This window comes from Paenibacillus sp. FSL E2-0190 (genome assembly GCF_037992965.1).
Taxonomy (GTDB): Bacteria; Bacillota; Bacilli; order Paenibacillales; family Paenibacillaceae; genus Paenibacillus_AQ; species Paenibacillus_AQ odorifer.
The window spans coordinates 531,217-549,644 of record NZ_CP150306.1 but is presented as its reverse complement, the minus strand read 5'-3'; the positions used below and the strand labels follow the sequence as shown (position 1 = coordinate 549,644).

General features: G+C 45.8%; 10 protein-coding genes, 1 tRNA gene and 1 riboswitch. Of the genes, 6 read left to right on the top strand and 5 right to left on the bottom strand.

The annotated features are described in order from the left end of the window. Window positions 1-585: 585 nt before the first annotated feature. From NST25_RS02395 to NST25_RS02385, 3 genes are all read right to left on the bottom strand, one after another. A complete protein-coding gene (locus NST25_RS02395; RefSeq protein WP_179088741.1) occupies window positions 586-753 on the bottom strand; it encodes a hypothetical protein in 168 nt (55 codons plus the stop codon). A gap of 232 nt (window positions 754-985) precedes the next feature. After that, window positions 986-1,057 (bottom strand) — tRNA-Thr (locus NST25_RS02390). A gap of 92 nt (window positions 1,058-1,149) precedes the next feature. Continuing rightward, window positions 1,150-1,458: an MTH1187 family thiamine-binding protein gene (locus NST25_RS02385; protein WP_076124533.1), complete on the bottom strand. Its 309-nt coding sequence runs from the start codon at window positions 1,456-1,458 to the stop codon at window positions 1,150-1,152. A gap of 378 nt (window positions 1,459-1,836) precedes the next feature. After that, window positions 1,837-2,072: riboswitch (cobalamin riboswitch) on the top strand. Window positions 2,073-2,313: 241 nt separating this feature from the next. On the opposite strand from NST25_RS02385, the gene NST25_RS02380 reads away from it, so the two are divergent. From NST25_RS02380 to NST25_RS02365, 4 genes are all read left to right on the top strand, one after another. Next, window positions 2,314-4,299, top strand: a complete 1,986-nt coding sequence (locus NST25_RS02380) for an anaerobic ribonucleoside triphosphate reductase (protein WP_076124534.1) — start codon at window positions 2,314-2,316, stop codon at window positions 4,297-4,299. Next, window positions 4,296-4,811: an anaerobic ribonucleoside-triphosphate reductase activating protein gene (gene nrdG / locus NST25_RS02375; RefSeq protein ID WP_076124537.1), complete on the top strand. Its 516-nt coding sequence runs from the start codon at window positions 4,296-4,298 to the stop codon at window positions 4,809-4,811. The genes NST25_RS02380 and nrdG overlap by 4 nt, the downstream gene beginning before the upstream one ends. 55 nt (window positions 4,812-4,866) lie before the next feature. Next, complete coding sequence (locus NST25_RS02370) at window positions 4,867-7,200, top strand: ribonucleoside-diphosphate reductase subunit alpha (RefSeq protein ID WP_076142084.1); 2,334 nt, start codon at window positions 4,867-4,869, stop codon at window positions 7,198-7,200. Window positions 7,201-7,484: 284 nt separating this feature from the next. Next, the gene (locus tag NST25_RS02365) at window positions 7,485-8,516 is read left to right on the top strand and encodes a ribonucleotide-diphosphate reductase subunit beta (protein WP_036682584.1); all 1,032 of its coding nucleotides are present in this window, start codon (window positions 7,485-7,487) and stop codon (window positions 8,514-8,516) included. Between the two features lie 179 nt (window positions 8,517-8,695). Here the strand turns inward: NST25_RS02365 and ssuE are convergent, their stop codons facing one another. Then, the gene (ssuE, locus tag NST25_RS02360; RefSeq protein WP_036682586.1) at window positions 8,696-9,244 is read right to left on the bottom strand and encodes an NADPH-dependent FMN reductase; all 549 of its coding nucleotides are present in this window, start codon (window positions 9,242-9,244) and stop codon (window positions 8,696-8,698) included. Window positions 9,245-9,645: 401 nt separating this feature from the next. Between ssuE and serS the strand changes: the two genes are divergently transcribed. Beyond that, the gene (serS, locus tag NST25_RS02355) at window positions 9,646-10,935 is read left to right on the top strand and encodes a serine--tRNA ligase (protein ID WP_076124541.1); all 1,290 of its coding nucleotides are present in this window, start codon (window positions 9,646-9,648) and stop codon (window positions 10,933-10,935) included. A gap of 415 nt (window positions 10,936-11,350) precedes the next feature. Continuing rightward, entirely contained in the window at window positions 11,351-17,647 is a 6,297-nt protein-coding gene (locus NST25_RS02350; RefSeq protein WP_340393260.1) for a 5'-nucleotidase C-terminal domain-containing protein, read from the top strand. Window positions 17,648-17,753: 106 nt separating this feature from the next. Here the strand turns inward: NST25_RS02350 and NST25_RS02345 are convergent, their stop codons facing one another. Next, complete coding sequence (locus NST25_RS02345; RefSeq protein ID WP_076124544.1) at window positions 17,754-18,392, bottom strand: histidine phosphatase family protein; 639 nt, start codon at window positions 18,390-18,392, stop codon at window positions 17,754-17,756. Window positions 18,393-18,428: the final 36 nt, after the last annotated feature.

Here is an 18,428-nt window from a genome sequence, read left to right as displayed (position 1 = left end):
CTGAACTTGCTGCCCGTTATTTGGATAATCAATTTCAGAGCATGCAGCAGATATGAACACCGAAACGTAACTTCCATTTGATCATTCTGCAGCCGCGTGCGTGGAGCCTCAATGACCATCATGATTCCAAAGCGCTGAGAAACCACACAGAACCGCCACCCCGACCAAGAATTGGGGGTCCTTTTTTTGGCAAAACACAAAATATTAAGTATAATGTTATTGTCGAAACGCTAAGGCGTCTGTACAGGATGGCTACCTGGCACTGATGATGGCAGGCCAAGCGCTTTATAAAGTTTTCTTTATGTGTATTTATACTTTAGGAGCGTGGTTATCTATGAAAATTAATATTACCGCACATTTTAACATTGATATTACTTTATCTCTTCATCTGTTAGCCGTAGCCAGTCTTGCTTATGAACTCAGTTCACTGACGAGCTCGTGAAATTCGAGCGAAAAGTATCTGTACTAAGACACCTTGTGGTGTCTTTTTTATTTTTATAGTAATTACCATCTAACCGATCTGCCCCCGCAAGAGAAAGGCAGCTTATGCTGCTCCTCCTCCACCATTCTTCATTCTGATTGCTGTCAGCTTGCGCCACACCTTCCATCTGCTCGACAGTGACCACTAGTCATACCGTTTTCATTAGCGATTTCGCGCCATGTCTTATCTTCCTTGATACGTTTCTCCAGAAGAACAGGGAACGGCAGGGGCTGTCCATCATATTCGACTTCAGGAAAGATTAGGCCATTCATCAATAAATATCACCCTGGATACTTATTCACATGTTCTCCCCAACTTGCAGGAAGCTGTGCCCCGATGTATCGGAGATTCTATTCTAGGAACCCGAAAAGAAGTGGAGAAAATTGACGAGACACCCACTTTACTCGACTAAAGGTTAGAAGAATGTTAGAAGTTGATGCTTGTACAAAAAAAGGCGCAGTTCCAAAAACCCGGGAACACGCGCCACTATCGACTTTGTAAGGATGCTGGTGAAGGGAATTGAACCCCCGGCCTACGCATTACGAGTGCGTTGCTCTACCCCTGAGCTACACCAGCTTAACGCTGTTTTTCTGCCAAACAAAAAATATTATACAACTTTCAGCCAGAAACGCAAGCCTATTCTCCCTGTTTTCCGCCCTTCTAAACTGCTAATCCACCTGTAGCTTACGCTCCACAGACTCTAACTTTCCACGGCTAGTAGAGGGTTTATCGCGGCGGTCGTCTATTTTAAGTGAGGTAGAGACACGTTCTGCACCTGCGGAAAAAGGAGACTCATGCAAAGCTTCTACCGCGGCAAAAATGCGTTGCAGAGGCCCTTCGATGATCGTCCCCATGGACGTAAGTTCATAAGTAATCCCTTCTACTGTCTTCAGCACCCGCTGCATATCCGCAACATAGCTGCTAAGACTGGTACTGCCTGTTCCAATTGGAATAACTGTAACTTCAGCAATAGGCATGAGAATACCTCCTCGAAATTTTATAGTAGCTGTCTCCTTCCATTGTAACAATTCCACCGCTCTGTCACAAACTAAGCAAGATTATCCTCCCTTATCTCTTCTATTTCTTCTGATTACTCCAAAATATGACTTTGGGCTAAGGGTATTTTCTCATGAGCAAATTCTAGGGTCATCTGCACTATATTTATGGACTCTTTGTGGCATCTTTTCGGACAATTTATGAATCATTTCGCATCTCCCTGTGGATCAATTGTGGATTACTTATGGACAGCCTGTGGATCATTTGTGGAGTACTTTTAAAGAACCCGCTCCCCGCGCGGGTTTTCTAAAAAACTGTTTACAAACACAACATCTTGGGTTATTTTTATCTAACGACAACAAAATATAGTGGAGACAGGCGCTTTGATCCTTAACCGGATTTAGAGCTTAATAGGGAAGCGCGGTGAGAATCCGCTGCGGTCCCGCCACTGTAACCGGATGGCCTTCTTAAGCTTCTGGGAAGCTTGAGAATCCACATCTCCCGGCAAATGCCACTGAGGGTTAGGAACACCCTTGGGAAGGCGCCGAGAGATCCCACGGAAGCCAGGAGACCTACCTGTTTCGACGACACCAACTATTGATGCCTGCGAGGAACAGGGATGGTGTCCGCATGCGGTCATCTACGTAGAGACCTCTGCAAATATCCGTGTGGATATTTACATAACGCATCGGGCATTTTCTGCCATCCTCGGGTAGGGGATGCTTTTTTTATGTAATCTGAACAAATATACGACTGCTTATAGCAGTCCAACTTCTTATGGATATATGGATTTGATGATAGATGTTTTTCTTTTATACTGAGAGGAGAGCTGTACAATGACGTTGTTGGAGAGACAATTTAATGGAGTAGAAAATGCACGGGAAGTTCTTTTAGAAGAGCTCATTGATTTAGGCCGGGATATTATCGACAGTCGGGATATGGACCTATTGCGCGAGAATGCCAATTTGAATGGAGAGAGTTTCTCCGGTAAAATGAGCAAGTTCGGCAGTGAATATTCAAAATGGTACGCCCGCAATTTTACGATGCCGCCACAGCTAGTGCAGGCTATTGATGACAATGTCGTCTATGTGCATGATCTGGATCAATACGCGATTGGAACGACGAACTGTATTTTTATCCCGTTTGATAAACTTCTCCGTGAAGGTTTCAATACCGGCAACGGCAGCGTTCGTCCTCCGAACTCAATAATGACAGCTATGTCTCTGGTAGCGATTATTTTCCAATCCCAGCAAAATGCTCAATATGGTGGTGTATCCGCCAATAAACTCGATTACGATCTGGCACCTTATGTAACCAAATCCTTCGCCAAGCTGTTCCGCAAGGGTCTGGATTATTTTGAAGAAGGACAAGCTGACGAATCTTTGGGCGAGATTACGATGAGCCGGACCGATCTGGCGGAGTCATATCCAAGAGCGTTCCGTTTTGCACTAAAGGAAACCGAAATCGAAACCCTGCAAGCGGCTGAAAGTATGGTACATAATCTGAATACCATGTCCAGCCGATCCGGTGGACAAATACCGTTTACCAGCATCAACTACGGTACTTGTACTTCACCAGAAGGTCAGCTTGTGATCAGTTCTCTGCTAACCGCAACTATGAACGGACTTGGCAGCGGAGAAACACCAGTGTTCCCGATTCAAATCTTCAAATGCAAGCAAGGAATCAATCAACAGCAAGGCGATCCTAACTATGAACTGTTCCTAAAAGCAGCTGAATGTTCTGCGCGCAGACTATATCCAAACTTCGCTAATCTGGACGCTCCGCTCAACTTGCAGTATTATGATTCAAGTGATCCTGATACGGAGTTCGCTACAATGGGCTGCCGAACCCGAGTGCTCGGTGACCGTTTTGGGCGTAATCATTGCTCTGGGAAGGGCAACCTTTCCTTTAATACACTAAATCTGGTTCGGCTAGGTCTGGCACACGGCACAGTAACAGGCAGACGTACCGTCGCAGATGAAGCTGGCTTCTATGAAGATCTAAATCATTATATGGATATTGCGCTGGAAGGACTTCTCCATCGCTTCCACATCCAAACCGCACAAAAAGCTAAAGCTTCCGATTTCATGATGCGAGAAGGCGTTTGGGAAGGCGGCGAACATCTTGCACCCGATGACACTGTAGGCGATCTGCTGAAGCATGGCAGTCTGTCTCTTGGCTTCATCGGTATGGCGGAATGTATGAAAGCTATGTACGGCAAACACCATGGCGAGGATATGGAAGTTCATGCCAAGGCGCTGGCTATCGTGCGTCATATGCGGGACTATTGCGATCGGAAAAGTGAGGAACTGGATCTTAACATCACCCTGTTCGCAACTCCAGCAGAAGGTTTGTCCGGTAAATTCACCAAAGTTGACCGCAAGGTACTGGGTTCCATTCCGGGCGTAACCGACCGTGAATATTATACGAACTCTTTTCACATCCCTGTATACTTCGATCTGGGTGCTGCTCAGAAGATCAGCTTGGAAGCTCCTTTCCATGAATACTGCAATGCCGGGGCTATTTCTTATGTCGAATTAAACGGCAATGCCCGCAACAACCCATCGGCTTTTATCAAAATCATTAAATATGCGCTCGAACAACAGGTCAGTTATTTCAGCATTAACCATCCGATTGACCGCTGCTCCAGCTGTGGATACGAAGGCGTAATTGGGACAAACTGTCCTTCCTGCAACGCAAATGAGAATGACGTGCACATCCGCCGTTTGCGCAGAGTTACAGGTTATTTAACCGGCGACTATCAGACCCGCTTTAATGCCGCCAAACAAGCTGAAGTTCGGGATCGCGTTAAGCATCTATGAATATTTGCGGTTACTATCCGGAGTCGATTAACGAGGGAGAGGGCATGCGGGCCGTCCTCTTTCTCAGCGGCTGCCGCCATCGTTGCCCGGGATGTTTTAATCCCGAGACATGGAACTTTAAATATGGAGAAGTCTTCACCTTAGAACGACAACATGAAATCATTGCAGAAATCGCCGCTAACCCTTTGCTGGATGGTCTGACACTGGCAGGCGGCGATCCTTTTTTCTCAGCAGAAGAGTTGCTGGGGTTCATTCATGAGCTTCGCACTGTACTGCCAGGGTTCTCAATCTGGATTTACAGTGGTTATACGTACGAAGAACTTACAGCCCTTCCCGGTACGCCGGAGTGGAATCTACTTAAACAGTGTCAGGTGTTAATAGATGGAAGATTTGTAGAAGAACTGAAAGATACTACGCTTCTCTACCGGGGAAGCTCCAACCAACGCATTATCGACATTCCGGCCAGCATGAACGGCTCGGAGGTCTTTCTGTGGCAGCCTGCTGCGCTATAATATATCAATTTTTGATATTGAAAATTAATTTGAAATAAGAAGGGATGAACTAACCATGCCGCAATTCGTAGTAAAACCGGATAATCGCCAACTGGCTTTTGATGAGAACCGTCTTTCCGTCTACGCTGACCGTATTCTGGAAGGTCTCGATCAACTAAATAAAGAAACTTTGCTGCGTGGAGTGAATTCCAAACTGCGTCGTGACTCGGTAAGCGGAGAAGAAATCAGCAACGCCTTCACCATGAGCGCTCTAGAGCTTGTAACAAAAGAAGAGCCTAACTGGAAGTTCGCAGCTGCCCGCGCCCTTCTGACTACCCTTTATAAAAAAGCTGCCGTCCATCGCCGCTACAAAGCTTATCCAGAAGAGCCTTACGGTGAATTGTATCCACTAATTACGGATCTCGTGAAAAAAGGAATCTATCGCGAAGAACTTCTAAGTCATTACACCAAAGAACAAATTATCGAACTAGGCGGGTGTATCGATTATACACGCGACCTTTTGTTTGACTATATCGGTCTGCTTACGCTATCCGACCGTTATTTGGCGCATGATTTTGACGGCCGTGTAATGGAGCTTCCACAAGAACGTTATATGATTATTGCTATGTACCTGATGCACCGTGAGCCAGCTGAGAAACGTCTTGAGCTTGTAAAAGAAGCTTATTGGGCTATGAGCAACATCTATATGACTGCTGCTACACCTACAATGTCCAATGCCGGCAAAAAGGTCGCTGGACAGCTATCCAGCTGCTTTATTGATACTGTAGACGATTCCCTAGAGGGTATCTTTGACTCCAATACAGACGTAGCACGTCTAAGCAAAATGGGTGGCGGCATCGGCGTTTACCTTGGAAAAGTACGAGCACGTGGTTCGGATATCCGTGGCCACAAGAACACAAGCTCCGGCGTAATCCCTTGGATTCGCCAGTTGAACAATACAGCAGTCAGTGTAGACCAGTTGGGCACACGTAAAGGTGCTGTAGCTGTTTATCTTGATGTATTCCATAAAGATATTCTCGCTTTCCTCGATCTTAAGCTGAACAACGGTGACGAGCGCATGCGTGCACATGACGTGTTCCATGGCGTCTCCCTGCCTGACCTGTTCATGGAAGCTGTAGAATCGCGCAGCCATTGGAACCTCTTCTGCCCTCATGAGGTGAAAAAGGTCATGGGCTGGACAGATAAAAATGGCCGTCCACTAGGATTGGAAGATTTCTACGATGAAGAGCTTGGCAAAGGTACTTTCCGTGAAAAATATGCTGAGGCTACAGCGAACCTGGAATTATCCCGGATCACTGTTCCTGCGATCGACATCATGAAACGGATTATGAAATCACAGCTAGAGACGGGTACACCGTACATGTTCTACCGCGATACCGTGAACCGGACCAACCCAAACCGTCATCAAGGTATGGTTTTCTCCTCCAACCTGTGTACAGAAATTATGCAGAATCAGTCTGCAACAGTTATTGAGCAAGAAGAATTAGTAACTAAAGATGGCCAGACCCGGATCGTTATTTCCAAAATCCCTGGCGACTTCGTAGTCTGCAATCTGAATTCGATTCACTTAGCACGGGCGATTCCAGCTGGCGTATTAGAAAGACTTGTTCCGATCCAAGTTCGTATGCTTGATAACGTAATCGACATTAATAATATTGAAGTTCTGCAGGCACAATACACGAACAGCCAGTACCGCGCAGTAGGTCTCGGCACATTCGGCCTGCATCACCTATTGGCACTCAAGGGCATTCGTTGGGAATCCGATGAAGCCGTAGAATATAACAATCATTTATATGAACATATCAACTACCTGTTGGTTCGTTCGAGCATGGAGCTTGCCCGTGAAAAAGGCCGTTATCCGAAATTTGCTGGATCCGATTGGGAGACTGGCGCATACTTCACTTCCCGCGGTTATGTTAGCGGTGAGCAAGAAGGTAAATATGTAACGACTGAGCAATGGCGCGAGCTGCAAGAAGAAGTAGCTAAGGACGGCGTACGTAACGCTTGGATGTTCGCCATTGCGCCGAATGGATCTACATCGATTATTGCCGGCTCCACCGCCAGCATTGATCCACTGTATGAACTGCTTTCCTATGAAGAAAAAACAACTTATAAGATTGCTAACCCAGCACCGGATCTGTCCGACAAAACGATCTGGTACTATAAGACAGCATTTACGATTGACCAAAACTGGTCGATCCGTATGGCTTCTGCTCGCCAGCGTCACGTCGATCAAGGCCAAAGCTTCAACCTGTATGTCCGTCCTGACATCAAGGCTACCGAGTTCCTGGAACTGCATCTGAATGCCTGGAAGGGCGGCTTGAAATCAACTTATTATGTGCGTAGCCGTGCTTTGACTATAGAAGAGTGTGAATCTTGCGCTAGCTAATTATCTTAGTGCCCTAAATAGAAAAACGATGATGAATTTCGTAACTGCGAGGAATGTTTGGGCTTCCGGCCGCTGTTGTCATCAGAGGTCTAGATCTTTACCGCTATTAGCGGATGACATCCGATGACAGCATATGCTTTCGATGCGAGCTTTCCTACGGAAAGCTTTCGGGCGAACGCTGACGCTCCTACAGCTCCAAACTTCCTCTCCGTTACTCCATCACCTTCTTTCTATGAACAAGACACCAAGAAAGATTACCCGCGCAAAAAATGGAGGGATAAGAAATGCAATTACAAAAGATTTTTAATACTGAAGCACCTAACCAATCCACACGCATTATCGACGGTGAATGCTCAGGTATTCTGAACTGGAACGATATTCGCATGCCTCATATGTACAAGCTGTATAAGGTACTGCTGCTTAATCACTGGATCGCGGATGAAATTCCAATGTCCAAGGATGCGCAACAATTCCCGATGCTGGATGCCGAGGAACAACGCGTATTTAAGATTAATATCTCCCTACTCGCTGTGCTGGATTCGATGCAGACGATGTTCGTGAGCGACGTGAAGCGTTATTTCACCGATTCCTCTTTGGAAGCTATCTCCGCTATTATCGGGCAGCAAGAAGTGGTGCATAACCAATCCTATTCCTATGTTCTATCCTCTATCGTGTCGGAGAGTGAGCAGAAGGAAATTTTTGAATATTGGAAAAAAGACCCTGTCCTGCTGGAACGTAATCAGTTTATCTCTGATATTTATCAAGAGTTCCGTGATAACCCTACGAGACAGACCTTTTTCCATGCGCTGGTAGCAGATCTCATCTTGGAAGGAATTTTCTTCTACAGCACTTTCGCCTTCTTCTACAATCTGGCCCGTGACCAGAAGATGATGGCGACTAGCCAAATGATCTCTTATATTCAACGTGACGAGAATCAGCACTGCTACTTCTTCGCAGAAGTATTTAAGCAGCTGCTTGTAGACTTCCCTGAGCTGAACACCAAAGAAAACATGGATTACGTATACCGTACCATCGACCGCGCGGTAGAGCTCGAAACCAACTGGGCTTATTACACACTTACTAACGTGCGTGGTATTGATCTTAACGAGCTTAGCGACTACATCAAATATACAGCGAACAAGCGTCTGACTTTGATGGGTATGGAAAAAGCTTATCAAGGTGTTGACGTTAACTGTATGCCTTGGATCAAACCCTTCTCCGATGATGCGCTTAATGCTACCAAAACTGACTTCTTCGAAGCTAAGTCCCGCAACTATGGTAAGGTTGGCGACGATAACGGATTCGACGATTTGTAAGACCGGATATATAACGATCCCTATATAAAAAAGAGGCCATTCTCTACTTTCTTAGTGAGATGGCCTTTTTGCTATAGCTTATATAATGCAAAAAGCGCCCTCTCCCCTGGTATCAGGGATGAAAGAGACGCTTATACGTTTGTTATTAGCACTAAGCACAGAAGGCATGCTACTTAGTCTTATGCCTTGCGTTCCACACGATGTGTAGTTTCTTCTGCAAGCTCATCTAATGCATCGTTCAGGCGCAGCTTCAGCTCCTCAGCAAGCTCTACCACTCCGTGATCATTACGAACCACTTGAGAATCCACGGCATAGACGCCGCCAAGAATGTAACGCGCGCCCAGTACAGACAACACAGGTTTCAATGCGTAATCAATTGTGAGCAGATGTGCAAGACTGCCGCCCATGAACAGCGGGAGTACAACTTTTCCGGCCAATCCCTTTTGTGGAACCAGATCTAAAAAGGTCTTCAACACGCCTGTATAAGAAGCTTTATAAACCGGGCTAACCACAATTACCGCATCAGCTTCCGCTACAAGGCCATTGGCTTTGACGATAGACTCACTTTCAAACTTAGTGTGAATCAAATCCTCCGCTGGTAGTTCTGCTACGTTAATACGCTCAACCTCGAAGCCCTGATTGGTTAAGCTGGCCTCCGCATATTCTATAGCTGCATTGATACGCGATACCAGGGAAGGCGTTCCGTTAATCACAACAATTTTAGCCACTTTTCCACCTCTTCCATCCCACTAAAGCAGCTCACACTGCTTTATTTATTATCCCGACAAAATTACTTTAAATTAATACTAATCCTAACGTAGAATTGATATTTTTGTCAAACCATAACCACTTGCGCTCCTCCTACTCTTACGTTATACTAAGCAACAATATTAAATCCAACAATCAGGCCAATGATCGGCATCCAACCGTGAGGCGTCTGCGACCGGAGTCTACAACAACTCCCTAAGTTCACCGGGTTTCGCCCGTTATCGCGAAGACCAAAGAGGGTCGGATTGTTCCTGCAGTTAAGGAGATTCGATCAACCTGGGTGGCACCGCGAGCTGACGCTCCTCGTCCCATGGATGAGGGCGTTTTTTGCGTTTTTTTAACCAAAAAGGAGCGAAACGGTATGCTGGATATGAACTGGATCAAAGACAATCAGGAACTTGTAAGAAACATTACGGCTTGGAAAAGAGTCGACTTCCCACTGGATGAACTGCTGGAATGGGATGAGAAACGGCGCGAATTGCGCCAAGATACGGAACAGTTGAGAGCCCAGCGTAACGGGCTGACCAAAGAGGTTGAACGACTTTTACGACAGGGTGACAGCGTGGCAGGAGAAGCAGTTAAAGAACAAGTAAGAGAACTGAACAACCGCCTGAATCTCTATGAGGCAGAACTAACTGAGGCAGACCGGCGCTGTGGAGAACTCATGCTGCTCGCACCAAACCCTGTATCGCAGGATACACCGATTGGCCATGATGATAAAGATAATGTAGAACTGCGACGAACCGGAACGTTGCCGGAATTCGGCTTTAAACCGCGTGATCATGTAGAGCTAGGCGAGCTCCACAATATCATCGATATCCCCCGTGGCGTCAAAGCAGGCGGCCCACGCAGCTATGTGCTGAAGGGTGCAGGGTTGTTGTTACATCTCGCTGTACAGCGGCTGGCCATTGATGTACTAACTGCCCGCGGGTTCACGGTGATGGATGTTCCCGTGATTGTCCGTCCGGAAGCGCTGGAACGTACGGGCTTCTTCCCCGGCGGGATGGATCAGACCTATGAGCTAAACGGAGACAATCGCTGGCTGGTAGGCACATCGGAGGTGTCGCTTGTCTCGCTGTATAGCGATGAGATTGTCGAACTGGATTCGCCAATGCGACTCGCCGGAATGTCGGCCTGCTTCCGCCGTGAGGTAGGATCGGCGGGACGAGACGTGCGTGGCCTGTACCGTGTTCATCAATTCTCAAAAATTGAACAAGTTATCTTATGTCGGAATGATGAGGGCGTCTCAGAGGGCATGCTGCAGGAGATTCTTGCGAATGCAGAGCATATTCTACAGCTCTTGGAACTTCCCTATCGGATCATGTCTGTCTGCACAGGAGATATGTCCCTGAAGACACATAAGCAGTATGACATCGAGACTTGGATGCCAAGCAGAGAGGCATACGGAGAGACACACTCGGCTTCCAACCTGCTCGATTTCCAAGCTCGTCGTTCGGGCATTCGTTACCGGGATGCCGACGGTAAGCTGCAATACTGCCACACCCTAAACAACACCGCAGTGGCTACACCAAGGATCCTAATTCCGCTGCTGGAGAATCATCAACTGGAGGATGGATCCATTTACATTCCGCAGGCACTGCGTAAATATATGGATGGAATTGAACGGCTTGAGCTTCCGCACCAGCAGTGATGTGTTGTCCAAGTAGATTTAAAATTAATAATGCCCTTCCACTTCTCGATAAGAAGTTGGAGGGGCATTATTTTTGTTCCGATACATTCTATATAATTCTAATCACTATTGTTTTCCCTATGTAAAAATTAACAAAACTCTAGAATAAATTTGTCGCAATCCATAATAAATTCAACAATATATATAACATAAAATTAAAATATCGGTGATCTATTAACCATAAAAATACTAAATTTATAATTAATATTGTATTTATGCACTGTTTTTATACTAAAATCACAACATTTCAATTTTTAGATTTAATTGATGCAAACTTTAATTTATATTCATGAAAGACAACCTTTCATTTTACATTTGAATGCTAAGATTTAATAGGTTGTAAATAAAAGATTCGAGGGGAGAATGACTTATCCAAATGATTATTTCTTCAAGAGTAAGGAAATGGTTCGCTACTGGACTGGCAATGTTAATGGTTGCCGGCAGTGTGTTACCAGCTGTCCAGACCGCCGAGGCAGCACCGGATAATAGCAATATTGTTATCTCGCAGGTCTATGGTGGTGGTGGAAACGGCGGAGCGGAATTTAAAAATGATTTTATTGAATTATACAATCCTACAAATCATCCAGTAGATTTGACTGGATGGAAAGTTCGCTATACCTCAGCGGCCGGAACCTTTAGTAGCGGAACAGACTTAAATGGAACCATCCCGGCAAATGGATACTTCCTTATTGAGGAGGCCGCTGGAACGGGAGGAACTACCGACTTGCCTACTCCTGATGTTAGCAAGGGAATCCTTGCTATGAGTGGTACAAACGGCAAAGTCGACCTCGTTGATAAATCAGGTACAACAATTGATTTAGTTGGCTACGGAACAGCTACAAATGTCGAGGGAAGTGCGACCGCTGCTCTCTCCAATACGACAGCCGCTATCCGTAAAGCTGCGGCTGGTGCACCAGCAGACAGCCGCGGTCTAGATACGGATAACAACTCTACGGATTTTGTTGTCCAAGCACCAAGTCCACGGAACAGCACCTACGGTACGTTACCTGAATTACCGGAAACTGCTAGTTCCGCAGTAGCTTTACCAGCCCCTAATGCCTGGCCGGCTGGTACAGAAATATCTTTGAATTCTCCAACGGTTGGAGCATCCGTCTATGCAGCTGTTTATGGATCAGGTGGTTCAACTAATTTCCAACCTTACACAGGGCCTATTACCTTAACTGAGGACACTACGATTAAAGCGTATGCTTCAGAACCAAATATGCCAGACAGCCCTATATCGACTTTTGATTACACTATTCTGGCCAAAACAGATGTTGCAACAGCACGCCTTGCTAGTAAAGGTCAGAATATTTTAACAGAAGGTATCGTAACTCACATTAATGCAGCAAAAATGTATATTCAGGATGAATCCGGCGGGATCGTACTTTATGGTTTCCCAGAGTTCGCAAACGTTGGAGATCGTGTTGAAGTAAGCGGCACAATGGATATCTACAGCAACCTGCAAGAAATCAAATTCCAAAGTGGACTTCAATACAATGTAGCTGCACAAAATGTTGGGGTGCCTGCACCAAAATTGATTACAGCAACCGACTTGTCTGCCGCGAACGGCGAAAGCCACGAAGCTCAGCTGGTAACTATGAATAATGTGACCATAGACAATGTAAATGGCAGCACGGTGACTGCTAGCCAAGGTGGACAACAATTCACAATTTTTTCAACCCTGCCTAAACTAGTTAAGAGTAAAACCTTTGACAATATCACTGGGGTTATCGAGCAATATAGTACGACTTATCAATTCATTCCACTTAATGAAAATGCTTTGGTGGAAGAAACTTTTTCCGTTATGGCCAGCCCTGGCGCAGGTCGCATCATCAAAGGAAGTTCTGTGACCCTATCCAGCCCTACTCTTGGAGCACAGATTTACTACACGACCAACGGAACTGAACCAACAACAGCAAGTAAGCTTTATTCAGATCCGATTACAGTTAATCAAGATCTTACCATCCATGCAATTGTCGTAGCAGATGGCAAGACAAGTAAGGTTTATACCTTTGCATATAAAGCATCTGAACTCCCTCGTATACATGATATTCAAGGAGAATCTCATACTTCTGAGTATGCAGGTCAGAACGTTTCCGATGTAGAAGGCATCGTTACCCAATATGGGTACACCTTCGCCACTGGCGCTTATAGAGGTTTCTTTATGCAAGACCCTCAGCCAGACGATAATGTAAACACTTCGGAAGGTATTTTTGTATACAGCACTAATTCATCCCTTAAGCCTCAAATTGGAGATTTAGTCCAAGTTAGTGGAGCTGTTTCCGAATACAACGAAGGTAACGCAAGTAATTTAACCTCTACTCAAATTACTATGACTTCAATAAAAGTAGACTCCTCTTCAAGTTATACTGTGCCAGAGCCTGTCGTACTTGGTAAAGGCGGGAGAGCCATTCCGTCTTCCATAATTGACAATGACGGCATGGCTAATTTTGAGCCTAATGAAGATGCAATTGATTTCTACGAATCGTTAGAAGGTATGCTCGTCAAGCTCCCTACCCCTACGATTATCAGTCCTTACTGGACAAGTGGTAGCGGAAATTCCATGCTGTATAACATCCCTACAAGAGTAGAAAATGAAACACCTGATGTCATCACACCAGCTGGTGGATTAGTTCTCAAAGAATACAACCAATACAATCCTCAGCGCCTCATCATTGCTTACGGAAATCCGGGTCAAGAAGTCATCACCGGAGATAAGTTCGCGGGAGATGTAACTGGCGTCATCGGATACAACAACGGTAACTTCAAAGTGATTCCGGAAAACGGTAAGCTTCCAGCCATCACTCCAAGTACCTTTAAGCAAGAAACAACTAATCTTGAAGTCAATGATAGTAAGTTGTTGATCGCATCGTACAACATTGAAAACTTCTACCCGGGTGTCGGAGCAACAAAAATCCAGAAACTAGCCGACTCCATCACAAACAATATGAAAAAACCTGACATTATCGGCGTTGTCGAAATGCAGGACAGCAATGGTGAAGCCAATAATGGTATCACTGAAGCAAGTGCAGCCGAACTGATTAAAGCCATTAAAACCGCTGGCGGTCCTGTATATAAATACACAGACATCGCTCCGGAGAACAATATGGATGGCGGTGCCCCAGGCGGAAACATTCGCGTAGGATTCCTGTACAATCCAGCAAGAGTACAGCTTGCAGACAGTGTGAGCGGACAAAAAGGTACAGCTACACAATCCGTTGGATATAACGCAGCGGCAGATCAATTGACCTACAATCCAGGACGAATTGATCCAACAAACTCTGCCTTTGCAAGTTCACGTAAACCCCTTGCTGCACAGTTCGTATTCGGTGGCGAAACAGTAATTGTGATCGCTAACCATTTCAATTCAAAAGGCGGCGATACCGGTCCTTTCGGAAATGTTCAGCCCCCTGTATTGTCCAGTGAAACACAACGCCATAAAATCGCGGCGGTCGTAAACGGATTTGTCAAAGAGGTTCTGACTGCAAATCCTAAAGCCAACATCGTAGCTCTTGGCGATTTGAATGATTTCCAATTTACTAAAACTGCAACCCTCTTAAAAGGTACAGAACTAGATAATTTGATCGATACATTGCCTTTAAATGAGCAGTATACGTACACCTATGACGGAAACTCTCAAGTGCTAGATCATATTCTTGTCAGTAAAAATCTAACGGCTTCTTCTAAAGTAGATGTCGTTCATCTAAATGCCGACTTCTCACCATCGAACGGTCGGGTATCCGATCATGATGCGGTTTTGGCACAGATTGATTTTAATACTGCTGAAGACTTCCCACTAACCATTCTGCACACCAATGATACACATGCAGGATTAGATACTGTCAGCTCACCAAACAACATCTTGCGCCGTGTAACAGCAATCAAAGATGCCAAGGCGACTACAGAGAATCCTATTCTTGTAGACGCAGGTGATGTGTTCTCCGGAACGCTTTACTTCAATAAGTATCTGGGTCAAGCAGATCTGGCCTTTATGAATCTGGTTAAATATGATGCTATGACTTTCGGTAATCATGAGTTTGATAAAGATTCAGATGTACTGTCCAAATTCATCGGCAACGCAAAGTTCCCATTTGTCTCCTCCAATGTGAACTTCTCAGCGGATGATATTCTTAGTAAAATGTTCACCAATGAAATCGGCCGGTCAGGTAATGCTGGAACCATCTACCCTGCGCTGATCAAAGAAGTAGACGGCCAACAGGTCGGTATCATGGGTCTGACGACAGAAGATACGGCGAACATTGCTTCACCAGGTAAAGTGACCTTTGAGAATGCCTTCGCTAAAGCGGAAGCAACGGTCGCTATGCTTGAAAAAGAGAAAGTTAACAAGATCATTGTTCTCTCTCACCTTGGCTATGAAGAAGATCTCAAGCTAGCCAAAGCCGTTAACGGCATTGATATTATCGTTGGGGGTCACAGCCACACGCAACTGAATCAAGCCGTTGTTGATAACACCGATCCAAAAGCACCGAAGCTAATTGTACAAACTGGTGAAAAAGGTCTTTTCCTTGGCCAACTTGAAGTTAAATTTAACAAAGATGGCGTACTGACCGATTGGAAAGACCAATTAATCTCCATCGATGCTAAAAACGGTACTAACTACGTTATCGCAGAGGATCCTGAAGCTAAAAAGATCCTGGATACCGAGTATAAGCCGGGTATTCAAGAACTAACCAATGAGGTAGTAGGAAATTCAGAGGTTGTTCTAAACGGAGTTCGTGATAATGTGCGCACAAAGGAAACTAATCTTGGTAACCTGATTGCCGATGGCATGCTTTATGCAGCTCAAAAAGCGGGCACTAATGCCGTAATCGCCTTGCAAAACGGCGGCGGTATTCGCGAATCCATCAACGAAGGACCGATCACACAAGGCGAAGTACTCGGTGTACTTCCATTCAACAACGATCTGGTTACGATCACTTTGACTGGACAAGAAATTAAGGATGCTATGGAGAACGGGGTTTCCAAAACGCCGGCAGCAGACGGACGTTTCCCACACGTTGCAGGGTTGAAATTCTATTACGACTCTACGAAACCTGTGAACGAACGTGTATTGCGTATTGAAGTGAAAAACGGGGATAAATACGTTCCTCTAGATCTAAAAGCATCTTATGAAGTAGCTACTAATGCTTTCACAGCTAAGGGTGGAGATTTCTATACTTCACTTGAAAAGGCCTATAAAGAAGGCCGCGTGAATCTGCTGTACCTACCGGACTTTGATGTATTTACGAAGTATCTGCAGAAGGTTGGAACGGTCACTGCGAACACTTCCGCCGTTGAAGGCCGGATTGTTGATCTAAAAGGTGCACCACTGCCGGAGACAAATCCAACTCCGACACCAGACCCAACACCAGTACCAACACCAGATCCAACTTCAGTACCAACTTCAGTACCAACATCAGTACCAACATCGGCTCCAACAGTACCAACAGCTACACCATCACCAACTGTTGCTCCAACTGTGGCTCCAATTGCTTCAGCACAAGTAACAACAATTGATGCTGCTGATCTAACCAAACAACTTGCTGAACTGCCAACGGGTAGCCAAGAGCTGGTTATTCCGGTTAAAGCCACTACAGGCGGCGCTCAAGTAGTGCTTCCAGGCAGTGTGCTTGTAAAACAAGCAGCAGCACAACCTAACACAGTTCTTACCTTTACTACGGATGGTGCTTCTTATTCCTTGCCACTCCGTGTTGTAAACAGCGCAGCACTTGCCGCTCAATTAGGCACCAGCGACTTTACAATTACGGTATCCATTCTAGTAGCGAATTCGGGAACACTAAGCAGCACAAACCAAGCTATAGCCTCACAGCTAGGTAATGCTACTTTAGCTGCTCCAGTAATCGAATTCAGCGTTTCAGCACAAGCCGGAACTAAGAGTGTGCAGTTGAACAATTTCGGCAGCACTTACGTGAAGCGCACGATCAATGTACCTGCCGTCTTAAATTCAAATAACGCAACGGCAGTGGTCTTCGATCCTGCTTCAGGTAAGATCTCCTTCGTGCCTGCTATCTTTGTTCCTAAAGCAGATGGAACAACGGACGTTACGATTAAACGGAACAGCAACAGCTACTACACCGTTGTTAAGTCTTCCAAAACGTTCGCAGATACTAACGGACACTGGGCTAAATCATCCATTGATCTCTTAGCTACCAAACTAATCGTCAGCGGAACAAGCAACGATACGTTCTCTCCTTCACAGTCGATCACACGTGCTGAGTTCGCGGCAATAATTACGCGTTCTCTGGGACTTGCGATAGCTAATGGTGAGACCACATTTAAAGATGTAAACCCAAGTGCTTGGTATGCTGATGCTATTCGCACCGCAGCAGAAGCCGGATTGATTTCCGGTTATACCGATGGTAGCTTTAAGCCGGGTAGCCCAATCACTCGTCAGGAAATGGCCTCGGTATTAGCGAAAGCTATTAAGTACACAGGGAAAACCTTAAATGCCGACCCTGCAGCACTGGCTAAATTCAGTGACGCAGCAAGCATTCCAGCTTGGTCCCAAGCAGCAGTAGCAGAAATCGCTGCTGAGGGAATTATCCAAGGAGCAACAGATGGATCCTTTGCTCCACAGAAGCTGGCAACTCGTGCCGAAGCGGTTACGATGCTGGAGAAGACATTGAAATCTCTCCAGTTTATCAACTAGCAAAAGCTGATCTCCAGCTCTGAAGTCAAAAAGGCGGTTCTTCGAGTGCGTAATGCACCCGAGGAACCGCCTTTTTTTATAAACCCAATCTGATCTGTAGGAAGTGTTATGATTCCATCCCAGCTTCACTCTCTTCGTAATGGCTCGTATCCCCATGCAGCAGGATTTCCGGCACACCATCCGTAAAATCAACCCTGCATAAGCAGGTCGGATAAATGTAAGGCAGATCCCAGAGCTTAGGCAACGCTCTGCCCTCAAAATAGGCCATTAACAGCTTAATCACTACTGTATGTGTGACGATAAGAATGGTCTCACCCTGATGGGCAATGAGAATTTCCTGAAGCTTGCCCAGCGCCCGTGCCTGCACCTCTGCAAAGGTCTCACTACCCTCCACTTTAAACTGCTCAGGGTCTTGCCAGAAATTGCGATGCTGCTCCGAATACTCGCTCTCCAGCTCAGTAGAATCACGGCCTTCCCATACCCCCATGCCAATCTCTTTGAACGCCTCAGAGGTCTTAAGCGGAGTACTCCGCTCTCCTCGAATAATTTCAGCTGTGCGCAGCGCCCTTGGGCTGGGGCTTGCATAGATGACATCCAGCTGTTCAGTGCGCATTCCCCGGCTCAGCCATTCTGCCTGTTGCACACCAAGAGCCGTCAGTTCAGAATCCATATGTCCCTGCATCCGATGCTGCACGTTCCATTCCGTTTGACCATGCCGGGTTAAAAATATCGTTGTTGTACTCATGCCAGCTTCTCCTTCCGTTTCCCCTATCCAATGAGG